Raw genomic sequence first — 14,695 nt, 5'->3', positions numbered from 1 at the left:
TCTTCCCCCTAGTCTTCGCTCTTGGAGGAGGCCACTTCACCGGCTTCCACGCGCTTGGAAAATTCCGTTTCCTCGCCGGAAGCGAGGATCTTTGCCTGTTCGACCCAGCCATCACGCTCGATCCGGCCCTTGAACTTCAACCGGCTATCGACCCAGGCAATCTCCTGAGGACCCCAGTTTGCGACCTGGTCGAAATGGTAGAACCCGAGTTCGTTGAGCGTTTCTTCCAGCTTGGGTCCGACGCCCTTGAGTTTCTTGAGGTCGTCTGCCTTGCCGTCACGCGCTGACTTCAGCAGCTCAGGCTCTTTCTCGCCCTCACCGCCCTTGTCCGCTGCGGAGGTCTCGTCATCACTGGCATCAGCGGTGCGAGCAACCTCGACTTCTGTCCGGTCGTTTGAATCGGGACGACCCTTGTTCTCGCTGCGCGCCTTGGGTGTGGAAGGAGACGTTGCGGCGTCGCCCTCACCAGACTGCGCCTTTTTGGGCGCCGCAGGCTTTGCTTTCTCCGGTGCGGCAACTTTGCCAACAGGTTCTTCGGTCTTCTGCTCGGATTTGGCTGCATGAGCAGCTCTCACACGAGCGACCGCGTCTTCAGCCGGCGTCGGCACACCATCATAATCGTTGCCGCCTGCGTTGATCGAAGGACCGGCAAAGGCATGAGAGGCTACTTCAGATCCATCGACCAGATGCGGGACAGGCAGAACACCCTTTGTATCGTCATCGATCTCGGTCAGGCTCGTCTGCCCCCCCTCGGCCATGGCAAACCGGCGACCGTTTTGCGGGCCCGGTGTCACTTCCTTGCCGGCGGCAATATCATCGATCAATTCGTTGAAGCTATCCGGCGTGAGGTCTTCATAGGTATCCTTGAAGATCTGCACCATCGGCGCATTCACGCAAGCTCCCAGGCACTCGACTTCTTCCCAGGAGAACATGCCGTCCTCGGAAATTTCGTGCATGTGCTTGGCAATGCGGCTCTTGCAGATCTTGATCAGATCTTCGGAACCGCGTAGCTGACAGGGCGTCGTGCCGCAAACTTGGATGTGCGCCTTCTTTCCGACCGGCTGCAACTGGAACATGGTGTAGAACGTTGCCACTTCCAGAACACGGATCTTCGGCATGTCCAGCAGCTCCGCGATATAGCGGATCGCCGGCTCACTCACCCAGCCATCGTTCTGTTCCTGCGCACGCCACAAAAGCGGAATGACCGCGGAGGCCTGACGGCCTTCCGGATAACGGTCGATCAGCTTCTTCGCCCACTCGAGGTTCTTCTCGGTGAACGCGAAGCTTTCTGGTTGTTCCGCGGCAAGTCGACGAACTGCCATGGTGTTATCCCCGTTCTGTCATAATGACCGGAGCCGGACGGGCGGCTGCCAGGGTCGAAAATTGGTTGTGAGCCGCCCGCATCAGCGGTCGACCTCACCGAACACGATGTCCATCGACCCCAGCACTGCCGAAACGTCGGCAAGCATGTGCCCGCGGCACAGGAAGTCCATGGCCTGTAGGTGGCTGTAACCCGGAGCCTTGATCTTGCAACGGTACGGCTTGTTGGTACCGTCCGCGACCACGTAGACGCCGAATTCACCCTTCGGTGCCTCGACGGCGGCGTAAACTTCGCCCTCGGGCACGTGATAGCCTTCGGTGTAAAGCTTGAAGTGGTGAATAAGCGCTTCCATGGAACGCTTCATCTCACCACGCTTCGGCGGCACGATCTTGCCGTCGATAGAGGAAATCGGACCGGTTTCGACGGTCAGCTTTTCAAGACACTGCTTCATGATCCGGACTGACTGGCGCATTTCTTCCATGCGGATCAGGTAGCGGTCATAGCAGTCACCGTTCTTGCCGATCGGGATATCGAAATCAAGTTCGGAATAGCATTCATAAGGCTGCGACTTGCGCAGATCCCAAGGCGCACCGGAGCCGCGAACCATCACACCGGAGAAGCCCCACGCCCAAGCGTCGTCCAGATCGACAACGCCGATGTCAACGTTACGCTGCTTGAAAATGCGGTTGTCGGTCAGGAGACCCTCGATATCGTCCAGCGTCTGCAGGAACGGATCGCAGAAATCCCAGATATCGTCGAGCAACTCGCGCGACAGATCCTGGTGAACACCGCCCGGACGGACGTAAGCGGCGTGCATACGCGCACCGCAGGCCCGCTCGTAGAACACCATCAGCTCTTCGCGGGGCTCAAAGCCCCAAAGCGGTGGCGTCAGGGCGCCGACGTCCATGGCCTGGGTCGTCACGTTCAGAAGGTGCGACAGCAGACGGCCGATTTCCGAGTAAAGGACGCGGATCAACTGGCCGCGTTTGGGAACCTCAACACCGAGCATACGCTCAACAGCGAGGGCAAACGCATGTTCCTGGTTCATCGGCGCCACATAGTCGAGGCGATCGAAATAAGGAACGGCCTGCAGATACGTCTTCTGCTCGATCAGCTTTTCGGTTCCACGGTGCAGGAGACCGATGTGCGGATCCACACGCGTTACCACTTCGCCGTCAAGTTCAAGCACGAGACGCAGCACACCGTGCGCCGCCGGGTGCTGCGGACCGAAGTTGATGTTGAAATTACGAACCTGAGCCTCAGCCATTTTGAGGTTCCTGCATTTTTTGCGTGAAATAGGCGATGACTTCGGGACCGGTCATTCTGCGGGTTTCATTAGCGAAAGCGTAGTTTTCCGGCTGTTCGTCAACGAAAATTTCGGACATGAACTTGAACACGGAAGGGTCGTCAAAGGCTTGCGCGGAAACGTTCACATGCGAGCCATCGGCCATGCGCCACATCAGTGAGGAACCGCATTTGCTGCAGAAAACCCGTTCGCCGTAGTCGGAAGACTTGTACACGCCGAGCGCATCCTCACCTTCAACATCAAGACTGTCCATCGATCCGCAGCTGACGGCCATGTATGTACCACCGGCCCAGCGGCGGCACATGGCGCAGTGGCAGACCCCCATTTCGCCATCAACGGGCGTTGCGGTAAACCGCACCTCGCCGCAAAGACAACCACCTGAAAGTCGTTCGCTCATTCCTGCTCCGCCCCTCAGTTCGTCGTTGCCTTCTCGTCACCAGGCAGCACGTAGTCCGTGCCTTCCCAGGGCGAGAGGAAGTCGAAGGAGCGCATTTCCTGATTCAGGCGTACCGGTTCGTAGACAACGCGTTTCTTCTCGTCGTCGTAGCGAACTTCCACAAAGCCCGTAACCGGAAAGTCCTTGCGCAGCGGGTGGCCGTCGAAACCGTAGTCGGTCAGGATACGGCGAAGATCCGGATGGCCGGAAAACAGAATGCCATACATGTCGTAGGCTTCCCGCTCGAACCATTCAGCACCAGGAAACAGCGGTGTCAGGGATGCGACCGGCGTATTCTCGTCGGTGGCCACCTTCACGCGGATGCGCTGGTTCTGAACAGGAGACAGGAAGTGATAGACAACGTCGAAGCGCTTTTCACGCGACGGATAGTCCACACCGCAAATGTCCGTCAGATTGACAAACTTGCACGAACTGTTGTCGCGCAGAAAGCGGATCGCATCGAGAATATCGGTCGCGTTTACGGTCAGCGTCAGCTCACCGTATTCGACCTTCCAGGACACAAGGGACTCACCCAGACCGAGCTCGATATGCTCAGCGAGTTCCTTCAACGTCTCGTCCATCGTGTTCGACCTCACTCGTGGATCAACAGGCGGCCAACCGGTTCCGGTTACGTGCCAACTGCAGATCGATCCAGTTTGCCGGGTCTTCAGTGCGCCCCACAGGACGCGGCCCGGTCAGTCAGTTTCGCGGGCGCCATGCACCCATTTCCTCAAAAATCCGCCGCCTCTCCGGCGGCAGATCCTTATCGCTCGATCGTGCCCGTACGGCGGATCTTCTTTTGAAGCATCAACACGCCGTAGAGCAGCGCCTCGGCTGTCGGAGGACAGCCCGGCACATAGATATCGACCGGCACGACCCGGTCACATCCACGCACCACAGAATAGGAATAGTGGTAGTAACCGCCACCATTGGCACAGGAGCCCATGGAGATGACATAGCGCGGCTCAGGCATCTGGTCGTAGACCTTGCGCAGCGCCGGCGCCATCTTGTTGGTCAGCGTTCCGGCAACGATCATGACATCGGACTGGCGTGGAGAAGCGCGCGGCGCGAAACCGAAGCGCTCGGCATCGTAGCGCGGCATGGACATCTGCATCATTTCCACGGCGCAGCACGCCAGACCGAACGTCATCCACATCAAAGAGCCGGTGCGGGCCCACTGGATGAGGTTGTCGGTGGAGGTGACGAGGAAACCCTTGTCAGCCAACTCGTTGTTGACTCCCATGAAGAATGCGTCATCCGCCCCGACAGGCTTGCCCGTGTTCGGGTCGATAACACCCTGCGGCTGTGGCGCGACGAGCGGCTTGGTCGTGGTCAATCCCATTCCAGCGCTCCCTTTTTCCATTCGTAGATGAAGCCGACGGTCAGGACACCGAGAAAGACCATCATGGACCAGAAGCCGAACCAGCCAAGGTCACCGAAAACAGTTGCCCAGGGGAACAGGAACGCGACTTCAAGGTCGAAGATGATGAATAGGATCGAGACCAGATAAAAGCGCACGTCGAATTTCATGCGCGCATCGTCGAAGGCGTTGAAACCGCACTCATAGGCCGACAGCTTTTCCGGATCCGGATTCCTGTAAGCCAGGATGAACGGCGAAATAAGCAGCGCAAGGCCGATCACCAGCGCAATGCCGATGAACACAACGATCGGGACATATTCCCGCAAGAGTTCTTCCATGTCTTTCGCGTCCTTGCATATGGAGGCGGATCGGGAGGCGATCCGGTGCCGGGGCTGCGCGCCCCGTTGCCTCATTATACCGGCAGGTCACGCAGTGCCCGTCGGCATAATGAAACCAACATGCGATCGCACGCTTAGCTTACGACTTGGTGCAACGCAAGACCCACATGCGGTCAAACTCTTGCCATGTTTGCACCTACTTCGCACCTACCCCCGACAAATCCTTAATTTCAGCCAGTTTGCAGGTGGGCAAAAACTTTGCACAACCCTTCAGGAAATATGCCGCACCTGCGTTCGTATTCAACCCGCGCGCAGAATCGCGAACTGCGACATTCAAACACCAAAAGAGCTGAAATTTGAATGAACTGCGCCGCACCTGCATTGAACGCATGATAGTCATATTACCGTCGATGCCAAGGGGGGCGACGACCGGCGCAACAAGACAACCGCTTCAAGCGCGGCGTAACCATTTCGGCAGATTTATCTGGTGAAGAAGAGAAACCGTGAGTGGCGCGAGTGACGGGGCTCGAACCCGCGACCTCCGGCGTGACAGGCCGGCACTCTAACCAACTGAGCTACACCCGCACATTCACGGTATCTGCGCCATTTCCCGTTGCACCAAAGTACATTGATGGGAAGTGGCGCGAGTGACGGGGCTCGAACCCGCGACCTCCGGCGTGACAGGCCGGCACTCTAACCAACTGAGCTACACCCGCTTCGTCAGGCAACGCGTTGTCGCCCTGAAGTGGCGCTGATGTACGGCGGCTGGTTTGGGAAGTCAAGCACCCTATTCCATCCGAATTGCCGTTTTTTGACAAAGCCGCGCCCAATCGCAGATTTTCCCCAAGGCTGCTTTGCCATTCAGTGTGGATAACTTCCTGTTTCGTAACGGAATTGTCTGTGCCTTGAGCGGCCATTTTCTGTTGGCTTCAAGCAAGACCGTTTCGCCGGCACACAAGGTGACTCAGGTTTGCGCGGCTCCCGCAAGCTGGCCGGGCATTATTATTCCGCAGGCACCAGCCGCGTGTCGCGCAGCAGGCCTTCCTTGGCGAGAATTGGAACGGCCGCGGCAGCGAACAAAGAATTTATTTCCTTGAGACTGCGCATCACCTCCAGATGGGCGTTGCTCGATTCCATGCTCTCAACCGTCTTGGACTTCAATCGCTCAAGATGCCGGTTATGGCTTTCCCTCTCCAGCGTGCGCATCTTGTCTTTTTCTGCAATCAGCTCACGCGCGGAAGCGACATCGGCGGAGACCAGCACATTGAGGGCCAACTCCATATTTGCCAGAACGCGGTCGTGCATCCAGGTCAGCTCCTTCAGCCCTTCCTGCGAAAAGCTGATCTTGTTTTTCTGCAGTTCAAGCGCAAGTTCGAGAAGGTTCTTTGCCACCAGGTCACCTGCCCTCTCCAGATTGACCGCGAAACCGACCAGTTCCATGCTGCGTTCGGCCTGTTCTCCGGTCAGCTCTCCTCGGTTTACCTCCGCGATATAGAGTTTGACCGAGGAGTGGATCGCGTTGACCTGATTGTCCAACTGCTGCAGGCGCCTGATTTCCGGCTCACTGCCCTTCTCCAGCATCATGAGAACCGGTCTGGCCATCACCTCGACCAGCTCTCCCATGCGCAGCAACTCGCGTGTGGCGCTGGCAAGGGCGAGCCTGGGGTTGCCGATCAGTTGTTTGTCGAGCGCGCTTTGCGGCATCAGCCGGTCCCTCTCCTCTGCTTCCTCTGTGTCAGGCACCAGGCGCTCAACCAGCCAGGCCACCGGCTTCGTCAGTGGCAGACAGACAAGAACGAGAAGAAGATTGAAGAGGACATGAACGGCAACAATCTGCTGTGCCGGATCCGTGCTGAGCGCTGCCAGCGGCAGATCGTGAACTTCTAGCGCCAGCATCACCAGCACAGCACCGGTGGATCTGAACACAAAATTTCCGAGTGGCAGAAGCTTGGCCTTGCGGTCCATGCCGCGCGTCAGCCAGAGCGCGACGATACCGGCACCGATGTTTGCCCCCAGCACAAGCGGAATGGCGGCCTCGTGCGGCAGGCCAGTCTTCTGCACCAGGGCAGCGATCATCAGAACGGCTGCCACGCTGGAATGCACCAGAAACGCCAGCAGAGCGCCAACGGCCATTGCCGTCGGCGTGTCCTGCGCAAGGTAGCCTGCAAACTGCGGCATGAACCGCGCTTCCTTCAAAGGCGTTGTCGCCTCGCCGATCATTTGCAGCGCAATCAGAATGAAGGCGATTCCCAGGAGAATGCGTCCGATCTGCTTTGCAGAGCGCGCGTCGAGCTTCAGGAACAGCCAGGCGCCACCTCCCAACAAGAGAGGCACCAGCCAACTGAGATCGAAGACAAGGAACTGAACGACAAGCGCCGAGCCGAGATCGGCCCCCAGCAGCACCGCCAATCCGGCAGCGGTGGTGATAAAACCGGATGTCGCAAATCCTGCCGCCAGAATCGCAACCGCTGTTGCGCTTTGCAGCAAGATGGCAACAGCTGTTCCCGACAAGGCGCCGGCAACCGGCCCGGCAGACGCCTTGCCAATGGCACGCCTGAGAGAGGGCCCGGCAGCTCTTTCGAACCCCGTTCGCACCATCCGAACCGCGTACAGGAGCAGCATGACCGCCCCGAACATCTTGATGAAAACTAGGATCCCCATCGCGCCAAGTAGCTACCTTCAAACAAGTTTTTTATTTAGCCGAAGAAGTTTATCGGACAAAAAGGAAAAAGAAAACTCACCAATCGAAGGCAAAACGAAATCAACACAGCACAAAAGTGCAACCGAGCGCAGGAACCCGGGAGGCAACGTGAGTTTGACCGTCTCCGCCAGCCAGTCGCTTGGCGTAGCCTAACGACAGCAAACAATGCAAATAGCCCCCGATGCACCTACACCGTGGGTTCAATTGGCGGATTTTAAGAGAGGGAATGGTGGGCGATGAGAGACTCGAACTCCCGACATCTTCGGTGTAAACGAAGCGCTCTACCAACTGAGCTAATCGCCCTCAACGAGGTGAGACGCCTTTTAGGGGCTCGCCAGCTGCTTGGCAAGAGCAAAATCTCAGATTTCTAATTCCATGACAAAGCCTGTGGATGACGGTGGGAACTGAAGGCAAACTGGCTATTCCGGAAGCAGGAGAAAGCCAACACCATGCTGACGTCACGCCGGTCAATTCTGACAGGAATTTTGTCAGGTCTCTTCGCTCTGCCGCTTTTGAAAGGGGCCCGCGCTGCCTCTTCTGCCAATGGCCGCAAAGCGTTGGTCATCGGCGCAGGTATCGCCGGTTTGGCTGCCGCGAAAACGCTGGCAGACAGTGGTTTTTCTGTAATCGTGCTTGAGGCTCGCAGCCGGATCGGCGGCCGTCTGCATACTGACAGGTCACTGGGTACGCCGCTGGATCTTGGAGCAAGCTGGATCCACGGAACCAGAGCCAACCCGATCACGGAACTCGCACAGCGTTTCTCTCAACCACTGTTCGACTGGGACTATGATAACGAGGAGGTCTTCGATCTGACCGGACATGATGGCCGCTCGGTCGAGCGTTTCGAGATCTTCGCAGATGCTCTGGAGGGCTTCATGGAGGAAAATGAAACCTCCCTCTCCCGGATTTCTGCCAAGAACGCCATCAGGAAGATTCGCCAACAGAGATCCCTGTTGCAGCTCACAGATGCCGAAATCGGCTTTCTGGCGCATAGCCTGCTGGAACAGGAATTCGCAGCTTCAGCCACCGAATTGTCGCTGGCGGGCGTAGACGAAGGCACGGCATTTGGTGGACCAGATGCGGTGCTGCCGAACGGCTACGACAAGATTGCACTAGGGGTATCACAAGGATTGACCATCCTCACCGAAGCCGTCGTGGACCGCATCGAGCATTCCTCGAAAGGCGTCAGCGTCAGCGTCGCTGGCAAGGTTCTTGAGGCCGATTATGCGGTCTGCACTGTGCCTCTCGGTGCCCTGAAGGCCGGTTCAATCGCCTTTTCCCCGCCTCTCCCCGATACCAAGTGCCGCGCTATCGATGCTCTCGGGATGGGCTTGCTCGACAAGGTCTATCTGTCGTTTCCAGAACCCTTCTGGCACGAAACCGTCCTGAATTTCGGCCGCATCTCCACCACCCATGACGCATTTGCCTATTGGCCAAATCTTTTTCCCGTCACTGGAAAACCGATTCTCTGCGCGCTGAATGCCGGAGCCTTTGCGCTGGAACTTGAAAAGCTCAGTGAAGAGACCCGCAGACGCGCCGCCTTTGAAGCGCTGCAGACCATGTTCGGACGCGACATACCGCCACCTGTCGCCAGCATAAGCTCAGCCTGGCAAGAGGATAATTGGACACAAGGCTCCTACTCTTTCTTGCCGGTTGATGTGGCGCCCGGTGCAAGAACGGCTCTGGCTGCGGACCTCAACAGCCGGGTCTTCTTTGCTGGAGAAGCAACAGTTGCCGACTATCCGGCAACCGTACACGGCGCCTGGCTTTCCGGACAACGCGTCGCGCAAGAGGCAATAGCGCACGCCAGGTAAGCCTACTGGAACTTGTAGGCAAACTGGAGCATGTCGGCGAGCCCGCGCTGCGGGTTGTCCGCGGCAAGTCCGTTCTGATTGAAGAACTGCACCAGACGGGCAATCCCTTGCTGATCGTTCGGTCCCCTCGGCGGCGGCTGATCCATGAGCTTTGCGGCTATAATCCAGGACATCGTCCGGCGAAGACGATTCTGATTTGCGCTGAAGTCGGGATTGCTGGCGGCACGTTCGAACAAGCCGCCCCAGGCCTGATTGACGGCATCATTGATAGCCTCGACCCGAATGAAACCGGCCTTGTTGGGACTGCGCGCCTTGTTGAGAAGGTGATCGATATTATAGCCGGCAAGGTCGGATGGCGTCGCCTTGATGCCATAGACCTGTTCGACAAAACGCAGCCAGGCTTTCTGATAGGAAGAATAACCCGCCCTCACCCAGACGCTGGCATATTCATCAGGATTGCCGGGTTTCTGCACGACAGCAACGTTTTTCAGGCTGCTCCTGCCGACTTTGGCAGTGTGTACGTCATCATCAAAATCATCGAGGAACACCAGGCGGCCGAGGGCTTCAGGGTGTTCCACCTGAACCTGCACCAGAGGGTTACGGACCCAGGCATCAAAAAGCGCCCGCTGGCGCCTGCGGATCAAGGCTTGCAGTGACATTCGAACTCCTGTCGAGCAATTGTCATCGCCTCACGACAGGCGGACTATACTGAAGACGGCGCACGTCGCCAGCCCTCCACCCAAAATAGATCAGCCAGACAAGAAAAACCCCGCATCCGTTTCCGGATACGGGGCTCAGCGAAGAAATCGCAGGTGAGCGCTATTAGGCGTTCACGGCGTCCTTCAGGCCTTTGCCGGCCTTGAACTTCGGCGTCTTAGAAGCCGGGATCTGAATCGTTTCGCCAGTCCGCGGATTACGGCCTTCGGTTGCTGCACGTTCGGAAACAGTGAAGTTACCAAAACCGATGATGCGGACTTCGTCACCGCTTTTCAGCGTTTGGGTCACAGCATCAAAAGTTGCGTCAACTGCTTCGCCTGCCTGCGCCTTGGTGAGGCCGGTCTTTTCTGCAACAGCTGCGATCAGATCGTTCTTATTCATAGCAGATACCTTTCTAAGAAACGGCAGATTGCCGACGATTCCTGTCAGCGCCGTTGCGCGAAATTCGGTTGATTTGAACTGAAACGCAAGTGGTTTTTTCGCAGAAAACAGCCATTTCGACCGATTATTCAAAAGAAAAGCCCCGGTTTTCCCGGGGCTTTCCAATTTATGCACTGCAATGTCGCGATTAGTGGGCAAGAACGCCGGAGGCGTCATCGTCCTTTTCACGCGCTTTGGTTGCGGCCTCGTGGGCTGTCTCATCCCATTCGATGGGTTCAGGCTGGCGAATAAGAGCGTTTTTCAGCACTTCTTCCATGCCCGAAACCGGGATGATCTCAAGCGAGTTCTTGACCGAGTCCGGAATGTCCGCCAGATCCTTGGCGTTGTCTTCCGGGATCATGACCAGCTTGATGCCTCCACGCAGAGCGGCCAGCAGCTTTTCCTTCAGACCACCGATCGGCAGGATGCGACCGCGCAGGGTGATTTCACCAGTCATCGCCACATCCCGGCGAACCGGAATTCCGGTCATGGTCGAGATCACAGCCGTTGCCATGGCAATACCCGCGGACGGGCCATCCTTGGGGGTGGCGCCTTCCGGAACGTGGACGTGAATGTCCTTCTTCTCGAAGGTCGGCGGTTCGATGCCGTAATCGATCGCCCGCGAACGGACGTAGGACGCCGCTGCAGAAATCGATTCCTTCATCACGTCTTTCAGGTTGCCGGTGACGGTCATCTTGCCTTTACCAGGCATCATGACGCCTTCGATGGTGAGCAACTCACCGCCGACTTCCGTCCAGGCAAGGCCAGTCACGACACCGACCTGATCTTCAAGTTCTGCTTCACCGTAACGGTAACGCGGCACGCCGAGATATTTCTCGACAACTTCGCTCGTCACCGTGATGCTTTCCTTTTCGCTCATCAGGATGTCCTTGACCGCCTTACGGGCCAGGGTCGCCATTTCACGCTCAAGGTTACGCACACCCGCTTCACGGGTGTAGCGGCGCACAATGAAGTGAAGCGCTTCATCCTCGATGGAGAACTCACCTTCACGCAGGCCGTGATCCTTCTCGGCTTTCGGAATGAGGTGACGGCGGCAGATTTCCACCTTCTCTTCTTCCGTGTAGCCGGCAATGCGGATCACTTCCATACGGTCCATCAACGGGCCCGGAATGTTCAGCGTGTTCGCCGTCGTCACGAACATCACATCCGAGAGGTCGTATTCTACTTCCAGATAGTGGTCCATGAAGGACGAGTTCTGTTCCGGATCCAGCACTTCCAGCAGAGCCGAAGACGGATCGCCGCGGAAATCCATGCCCATCTTGTCGATTTCATCGAGCAGGAAGAGCGGGTTGGACTTCTTCGCCTTCTTCATCGACTGAATGACCTTGCCGGGCATCGAGCCGATGTACGTCCTGCGGTGACCGCGGATTTCCGCTTCGTCACGCACTCCGCCAAGCGACATGCGAACGAATTCACGGCCCGTGGCCTTCGCAATCGACTTGCCGAGCGAGGTCTTGCCGACGCCGGGAGGGCCAACGAGACACAGGATCGGACCACGCAGCTTGTTGGCCCGGCTCTGCACCGCCAGATACTCCACGATCCGTTCCTTGACCTTCTCCAGGCCATAATGGTCGGTGTCGAGAACCTTCTCAGAGAAGGCAAGATCGTGTTTGACCTTGGACTTCTTGTTCCACGGAATGCCGATCATCCAGTCCAGATAATTGCGCACGACGGTCGCTTCCGCGGACATCGGGCTCATCTGTTTCAGCTTCTTGATCTCGGCAGCGGCGCGTTCGCGCGCTTCCTTGGTCAGCTTGGTCTTCTTGATCTTGTCTTCGAGTTCGGCAATCTCGTCGCGGCCGTCCTCGCTGTCGCCGAGTTCCTTCTGAATGGCCTTCATCTGCTCATTCAGATAATACTCGCGCTGGGTCTTCTCCATCTGCCGCTTGACGCGGGAGCGAATGCGCTTTTCCACCTGCAGGACAGAGATTTCACTCTCCATCATGCCCAGAACGCGCTCAAGCCGCTCTGCGACGGAAACCACGCCGAGGATTTCCTGCTTTTCCGGAATCTTGATTGCCAGATGAGAGGCAACCGTATCGGCCAGCTTGGAATAATCATCGATCTGGTTGATCGCGCCCAGAACTTCCGGCGAAACCTTCTTGTTCAGCTTCACGTAGTTTTCAAACTCGGACACGACCGAGCGCGCAAGCGCTTCGATTTCGATGTTCTCGCCATCACGCTCCGGCAGAACCGTTGCGGAGGCTTCGAAGTAGTCGGTACGGTCGGTGTAATCGCCGATCTGCGCACGTGCGCCGCCTTCCACCAGAACCTTCACCGTGTTGTCGGGCAGCTTCAGAAGCTGCAGCACGGTCGCAAGGGTGCCGACGTTGTAGATCTGGTCCGGATTGGGATCATCATCAGCGGCATTCATCTGTGTCGCCAGAAGAATGTGCTTGTCGGTGGTCATCACCTCTTCGAGCGCCTTGATTGACTTCTCGCGGCCGACGAACAGCGGCACGATCATATGCGGGAAGACAACGATGTCGCGCAGGGGCAAGACGGGGTAGACAGACGTGCTGTCCTGATCTGTGGCGCGAATTTCTGCGTCGCTCATTTTTTTTCCTTTCTCAGCGTGTCCCGGCCCCACTCGGTAAAAGGCAGCCAAAACACTGGAAAACGGCTTCGAACCGAAGGTCCTGAAGGCCAGACCACGGCACCCCTGATGGGCGCGCCGACAATCCGCATAAGCCGTCCTTAGGTCTATTAGGTGGACACCAGACCTGCCGGTGTCAAGGCAATCGGTTGCTGCCCACAGGTCTTGTCTGTTGACGACTCATCGTGCCGGTGGAAAACGCTGCACCACATGGCCCTGTCGCCCAAAAACAAAATGCCGCTCGGTTGGAGCGGCATTTCGTCAAAGTCACTGGAAACAGACTTCAGCGCCTCAGGCGCTGGTAGCCGATGTTTCTTCACGGTCTTCGTAAATGTAGAGCGGGCGCGCCTCGCCCTTCACGACTTCCGGAGAGATCACGACTTCCTTCACGCCCTTCAGACCCGGCAGCTCATACATCGTATCGAGCAGGATGGATTCAAGGATCGAGCGCAGGCCACGAGCACCGGTCTTGCGTTCGATGGCCCGGCGGGCGATTGCCTTGAGGGCTTCCTCGTGGAAGGACAGTTCAACCTGTTCCATTTCGAAGAGACGCTGATACTGCTTGACCAGAGCGTTCTTGGGCTCTGTCAGGATCGTGACCAGGGCGTCCTCATCGAGGTCTTCCAGGGTCGCAATCACCGGCAGACGGCCGACGAATTCCGGAATGAGACCGAATTTCAGCAGATCTTCCGGTTCCAGTTCGGAAAACAGCTCGCCAATGCGGCGATCTTCCGGAGCATGGACCTTGGCCTGGAAGCCAATGGAGGTCTGCGTTCCGCGGTCGGAGATGATCTTGTCGAGACCGGCAAAAGCACCACCACAGATAAACAGGATGTTGGTCGTGTCCACCTGCAGGAATTCCTGCTGCGGATGTTTGCGACCACCCTGAGGCGGCACAGAAGCAACAGTGCCTTCCATGATCTTCAGAAGTGCCTGCTGAACACCCTCGCCCGAAACGTCCCGGGTAATCGACGGATTGTCGGCCTTGCGGCTGATCTTGTCGACCTCATCGATATAAACGATGCCGCGCTGCGCACGCTCGACGTTATAGTCGGCGGACTGCAGAAGCTTCAGGATGATGTTCTCAACGTCCTCGCCCACGTAACCGGCTTCGGTCAGCGTGGTGGCATCTGCCATGGTGAAAGGCACGTCCAGAATGCGGGCAAGGGTCTGCGCAAGCAGCGTCTTGCCGCAACCGGTCGGCCCGACCAGCAGGATGTTTGATTTCGCCAGCTCGACATCGTTGTTCTTCGATGCGTGATTGAGGCGCTTGTAATGGTTGTGAACGGCGACCGACAGAACCTTCTTCGCGCTGCCCTGCCCGATGACATAGTCATCCAGAACATCGCGAATTTCCTGAGGAGTCGGGATCCCGTCCCGTGATTTCACCAGCGAGGATTTGTTCTCCTCACGAATGATATCCATGCACAGCTCGACACATTCATCGCAAATGAAAACAGTCGGGCCGGCGATCAGCTTGCGAACTTCATGCTGGCTCTTGCCGCAGAAGGAGCAGTAAAGCGTATTCTTGGAATCGCTGCCGCTGGCCTTGGTCATGTAGTCAACCTCGCGTTTACGGGGGATATTTCCCCTTAATCTCTCCGGTTAAGGCCAAATTATGACTGAACCGGTTCAGAAGCGGCGCACACGCGCCACTTCACATTG

At 57.3% G+C, this 14,695-nt stretch carries 12 protein-coding genes and 3 tRNA genes; 1 reads left to right on the top strand and 14 read right to left on the bottom strand.

Annotation, left to right across the window (positions count from 1 at the left end; genetic code table 11):
- Positions 1-8: 8 nt before the first annotated feature.
- From nuoE to AC2A6O_RS24630, 10 genes are all read right to left on the bottom strand, one after another.
- Positions 9-1,322 carry an NADH-quinone oxidoreductase subunit NuoE gene (nuoE, locus tag AC2A6O_RS24675; RefSeq protein ID WP_498931059.1) on the bottom strand — a complete coding sequence of 438 codons (1,314 nt, stop codon included), beginning with the start codon at positions 1,320-1,322 and terminating at the stop codon, positions 9-11.
- 81 nt (positions 1,323-1,403) lie between these two features.
- Entirely contained in the window at positions 1,404-2,588 is a 1,185-nt protein-coding gene (locus tag AC2A6O_RS24670; protein ID WP_148586730.1) for an NADH-quinone oxidoreductase subunit D, read from the bottom strand.
- Positions 2,581-3,024 carry a GFA family protein gene (locus tag AC2A6O_RS24665; RefSeq protein WP_498931056.1) on the bottom strand — a complete coding sequence of 148 codons (444 nt, stop codon included), beginning with the start codon at positions 3,022-3,024 and terminating at the stop codon, positions 2,581-2,583. Before AC2A6O_RS24665 ends, AC2A6O_RS24670 begins: the two co-directional genes overlap by 8 nt.
- 14 nt (positions 3,025-3,038) lie before the next feature.
- Complete coding sequence (locus AC2A6O_RS24660; RefSeq protein WP_148586728.1) at positions 3,039-3,644, bottom strand: NADH-quinone oxidoreductase subunit C; 606 nt, start codon at positions 3,642-3,644, stop codon at positions 3,039-3,041.
- 182 nt (positions 3,645-3,826) lie between these two features.
- On the bottom strand, positions 3,827-4,405 hold the full coding sequence (locus tag AC2A6O_RS24655) for a NuoB/complex I 20 kDa subunit family protein (protein WP_498931054.1): 579 nt from the start codon (positions 4,403-4,405) through the stop codon (positions 3,827-3,829).
- Positions 4,396-4,761 carry an NADH-quinone oxidoreductase subunit A gene (locus AC2A6O_RS24650; RefSeq protein ID WP_148586726.1) on the bottom strand — a complete coding sequence of 122 codons (366 nt, stop codon included), beginning with the start codon at positions 4,759-4,761 and terminating at the stop codon, positions 4,396-4,398. Before AC2A6O_RS24650 ends, AC2A6O_RS24655 begins: the two co-directional genes overlap by 10 nt.
- 508 nt (positions 4,762-5,269) lie before the next feature.
- Positions 5,270-5,346: transfer RNA gene (locus tag AC2A6O_RS24645), tRNA-Asp, on the bottom strand.
- A 54-nt stretch (positions 5,347-5,400) separates the two neighbouring features.
- A tRNA-Asp gene (locus AC2A6O_RS24640) sits at positions 5,401-5,477 on the bottom strand.
- A gap of 286 nt (positions 5,478-5,763) precedes the next feature.
- A complete protein-coding gene (locus AC2A6O_RS24635) occupies positions 5,764-7,422 on the bottom strand; it encodes a Na/Pi cotransporter family protein (protein ID WP_498931052.1) in 1,659 nt (552 codons plus the stop codon).
- A 267-nt stretch (positions 7,423-7,689) separates the two neighbouring features.
- Positions 7,690-7,765, bottom strand: a tRNA-Val gene (locus tag AC2A6O_RS24630).
- A gap of 146 nt (positions 7,766-7,911) precedes the next feature.
- On the opposite strand from AC2A6O_RS24630, the gene AC2A6O_RS24625 reads away from it, so the two are divergent.
- Positions 7,912-9,276, top strand: coding sequence for a flavin monoamine oxidase family protein (locus tag AC2A6O_RS24625; protein WP_498931050.1), 1,365 nt, complete (start codon positions 7,912-7,914; stop codon positions 9,274-9,276).
- Positions 9,277-9,278: 2 nt separating this feature from the next.
- Here the strand turns inward: AC2A6O_RS24625 and AC2A6O_RS24620 are convergent, their stop codons facing one another.
- From AC2A6O_RS24620 to clpX, 4 genes are all read right to left on the bottom strand, one after another.
- Positions 9,279-9,935: a hypothetical protein gene (locus tag AC2A6O_RS24620; RefSeq protein WP_498931048.1), complete on the bottom strand. Its 657-nt coding sequence runs from the start codon at positions 9,933-9,935 to the stop codon at positions 9,279-9,281.
- A 163-nt stretch (positions 9,936-10,098) separates the two neighbouring features.
- Positions 10,099-10,374, bottom strand: coding sequence for a non-specific DNA-binding protein Hbs (locus AC2A6O_RS24615; RefSeq protein WP_006934728.1), 276 nt, complete (start codon positions 10,372-10,374; stop codon positions 10,099-10,101).
- Between the two features lie 187 nt (positions 10,375-10,561).
- The gene (gene lon, locus AC2A6O_RS24610) at positions 10,562-12,991 is read right to left on the bottom strand and encodes an endopeptidase La (protein ID WP_498931047.1); all 2,430 of its coding nucleotides are present in this window, start codon (positions 12,989-12,991) and stop codon (positions 10,562-10,564) included.
- A gap of 330 nt (positions 12,992-13,321) precedes the next feature.
- Entirely contained in the window at positions 13,322-14,587 is a 1,266-nt protein-coding gene (gene clpX, locus AC2A6O_RS24605; protein WP_148586721.1) for an ATP-dependent Clp protease ATP-binding subunit ClpX, read from the bottom strand.
- Between the last annotated feature and the right edge of the window lie 108 nt (positions 14,588-14,695).

It is taken from the genome of Labrenzia sp. ATLA3 (assembly GCF_057180185.1).
Note: the sequence above shows the minus strand (reverse complement) of the source record. Positions and strands in the feature narration are given on the sequence as shown.

Excerpts from the sequence above, each read along its gene's own strand:
- AC2A6O_RS24625 (WP_498931050.1), top strand. The coding sequence starts at position 7,912 with ATGCTGACGTCACGCCGGTCAATTCTGACAGGAATTTTGTCAGGTCTC.
- clpX (WP_148586721.1), bottom strand. The coding sequence starts at position 14,587 with ATGACCAAGGCCAGCGGCAGCGATTCCAAGAATACGCTTTACTGCTCC.
- AC2A6O_RS24670 (WP_148586730.1), bottom strand. The coding sequence starts at position 2,588 with ATGGCTGAGGCTCAGGTTCGTAATTTCAACATCAACTTCGGTCCGCAG.
- lon (WP_498931047.1), bottom strand. The coding sequence starts at position 12,991 with ATGAGCGACGCAGAAATTCGCGCCACAGATCAGGACAGCACGTCTGTC.
- AC2A6O_RS24650 (WP_148586726.1), bottom strand. The coding sequence starts at position 4,761 with ATGGAAGAACTCTTGCGGGAATATGTCCCGATCGTTGTGTTCATCGGC.
- AC2A6O_RS24615 (WP_006934728.1), bottom strand. The coding sequence starts at position 10,374 with ATGAATAAGAACGATCTGATCGCAGCTGTTGCAGAAAAGACCGGCCTC.
- AC2A6O_RS24665 (WP_498931056.1), bottom strand. The coding sequence starts at position 3,024 with ATGAGCGAACGACTTTCAGGTGGTTGTCTTTGCGGCGAGGTGCGGTTT.
- AC2A6O_RS24655 (WP_498931054.1), bottom strand. The coding sequence starts at position 4,405 with ATGGGATTGACCACGACCAAGCCGCTCGTCGCGCCACAGCCGCAGGGT.
- AC2A6O_RS24660 (WP_148586728.1), bottom strand. The coding sequence starts at position 3,644 with ATGGACGAGACGTTGAAGGAACTCGCTGAGCATATCGAGCTCGGTCTG.
- AC2A6O_RS24635 (WP_498931052.1), bottom strand. The coding sequence starts at position 7,422 with ATGGGGATCCTAGTTTTCATCAAGATGTTCGGGGCGGTCATGCTGCTC.
- AC2A6O_RS24620 (WP_498931048.1), bottom strand. The coding sequence starts at position 9,935 with ATGTCACTGCAAGCCTTGATCCGCAGGCGCCAGCGGGCGCTTTTTGAT.
- nuoE (WP_498931059.1), bottom strand. The coding sequence starts at position 1,322 with ATGGCAGTTCGTCGACTTGCCGCGGAACAACCAGAAAGCTTCGCGTTC.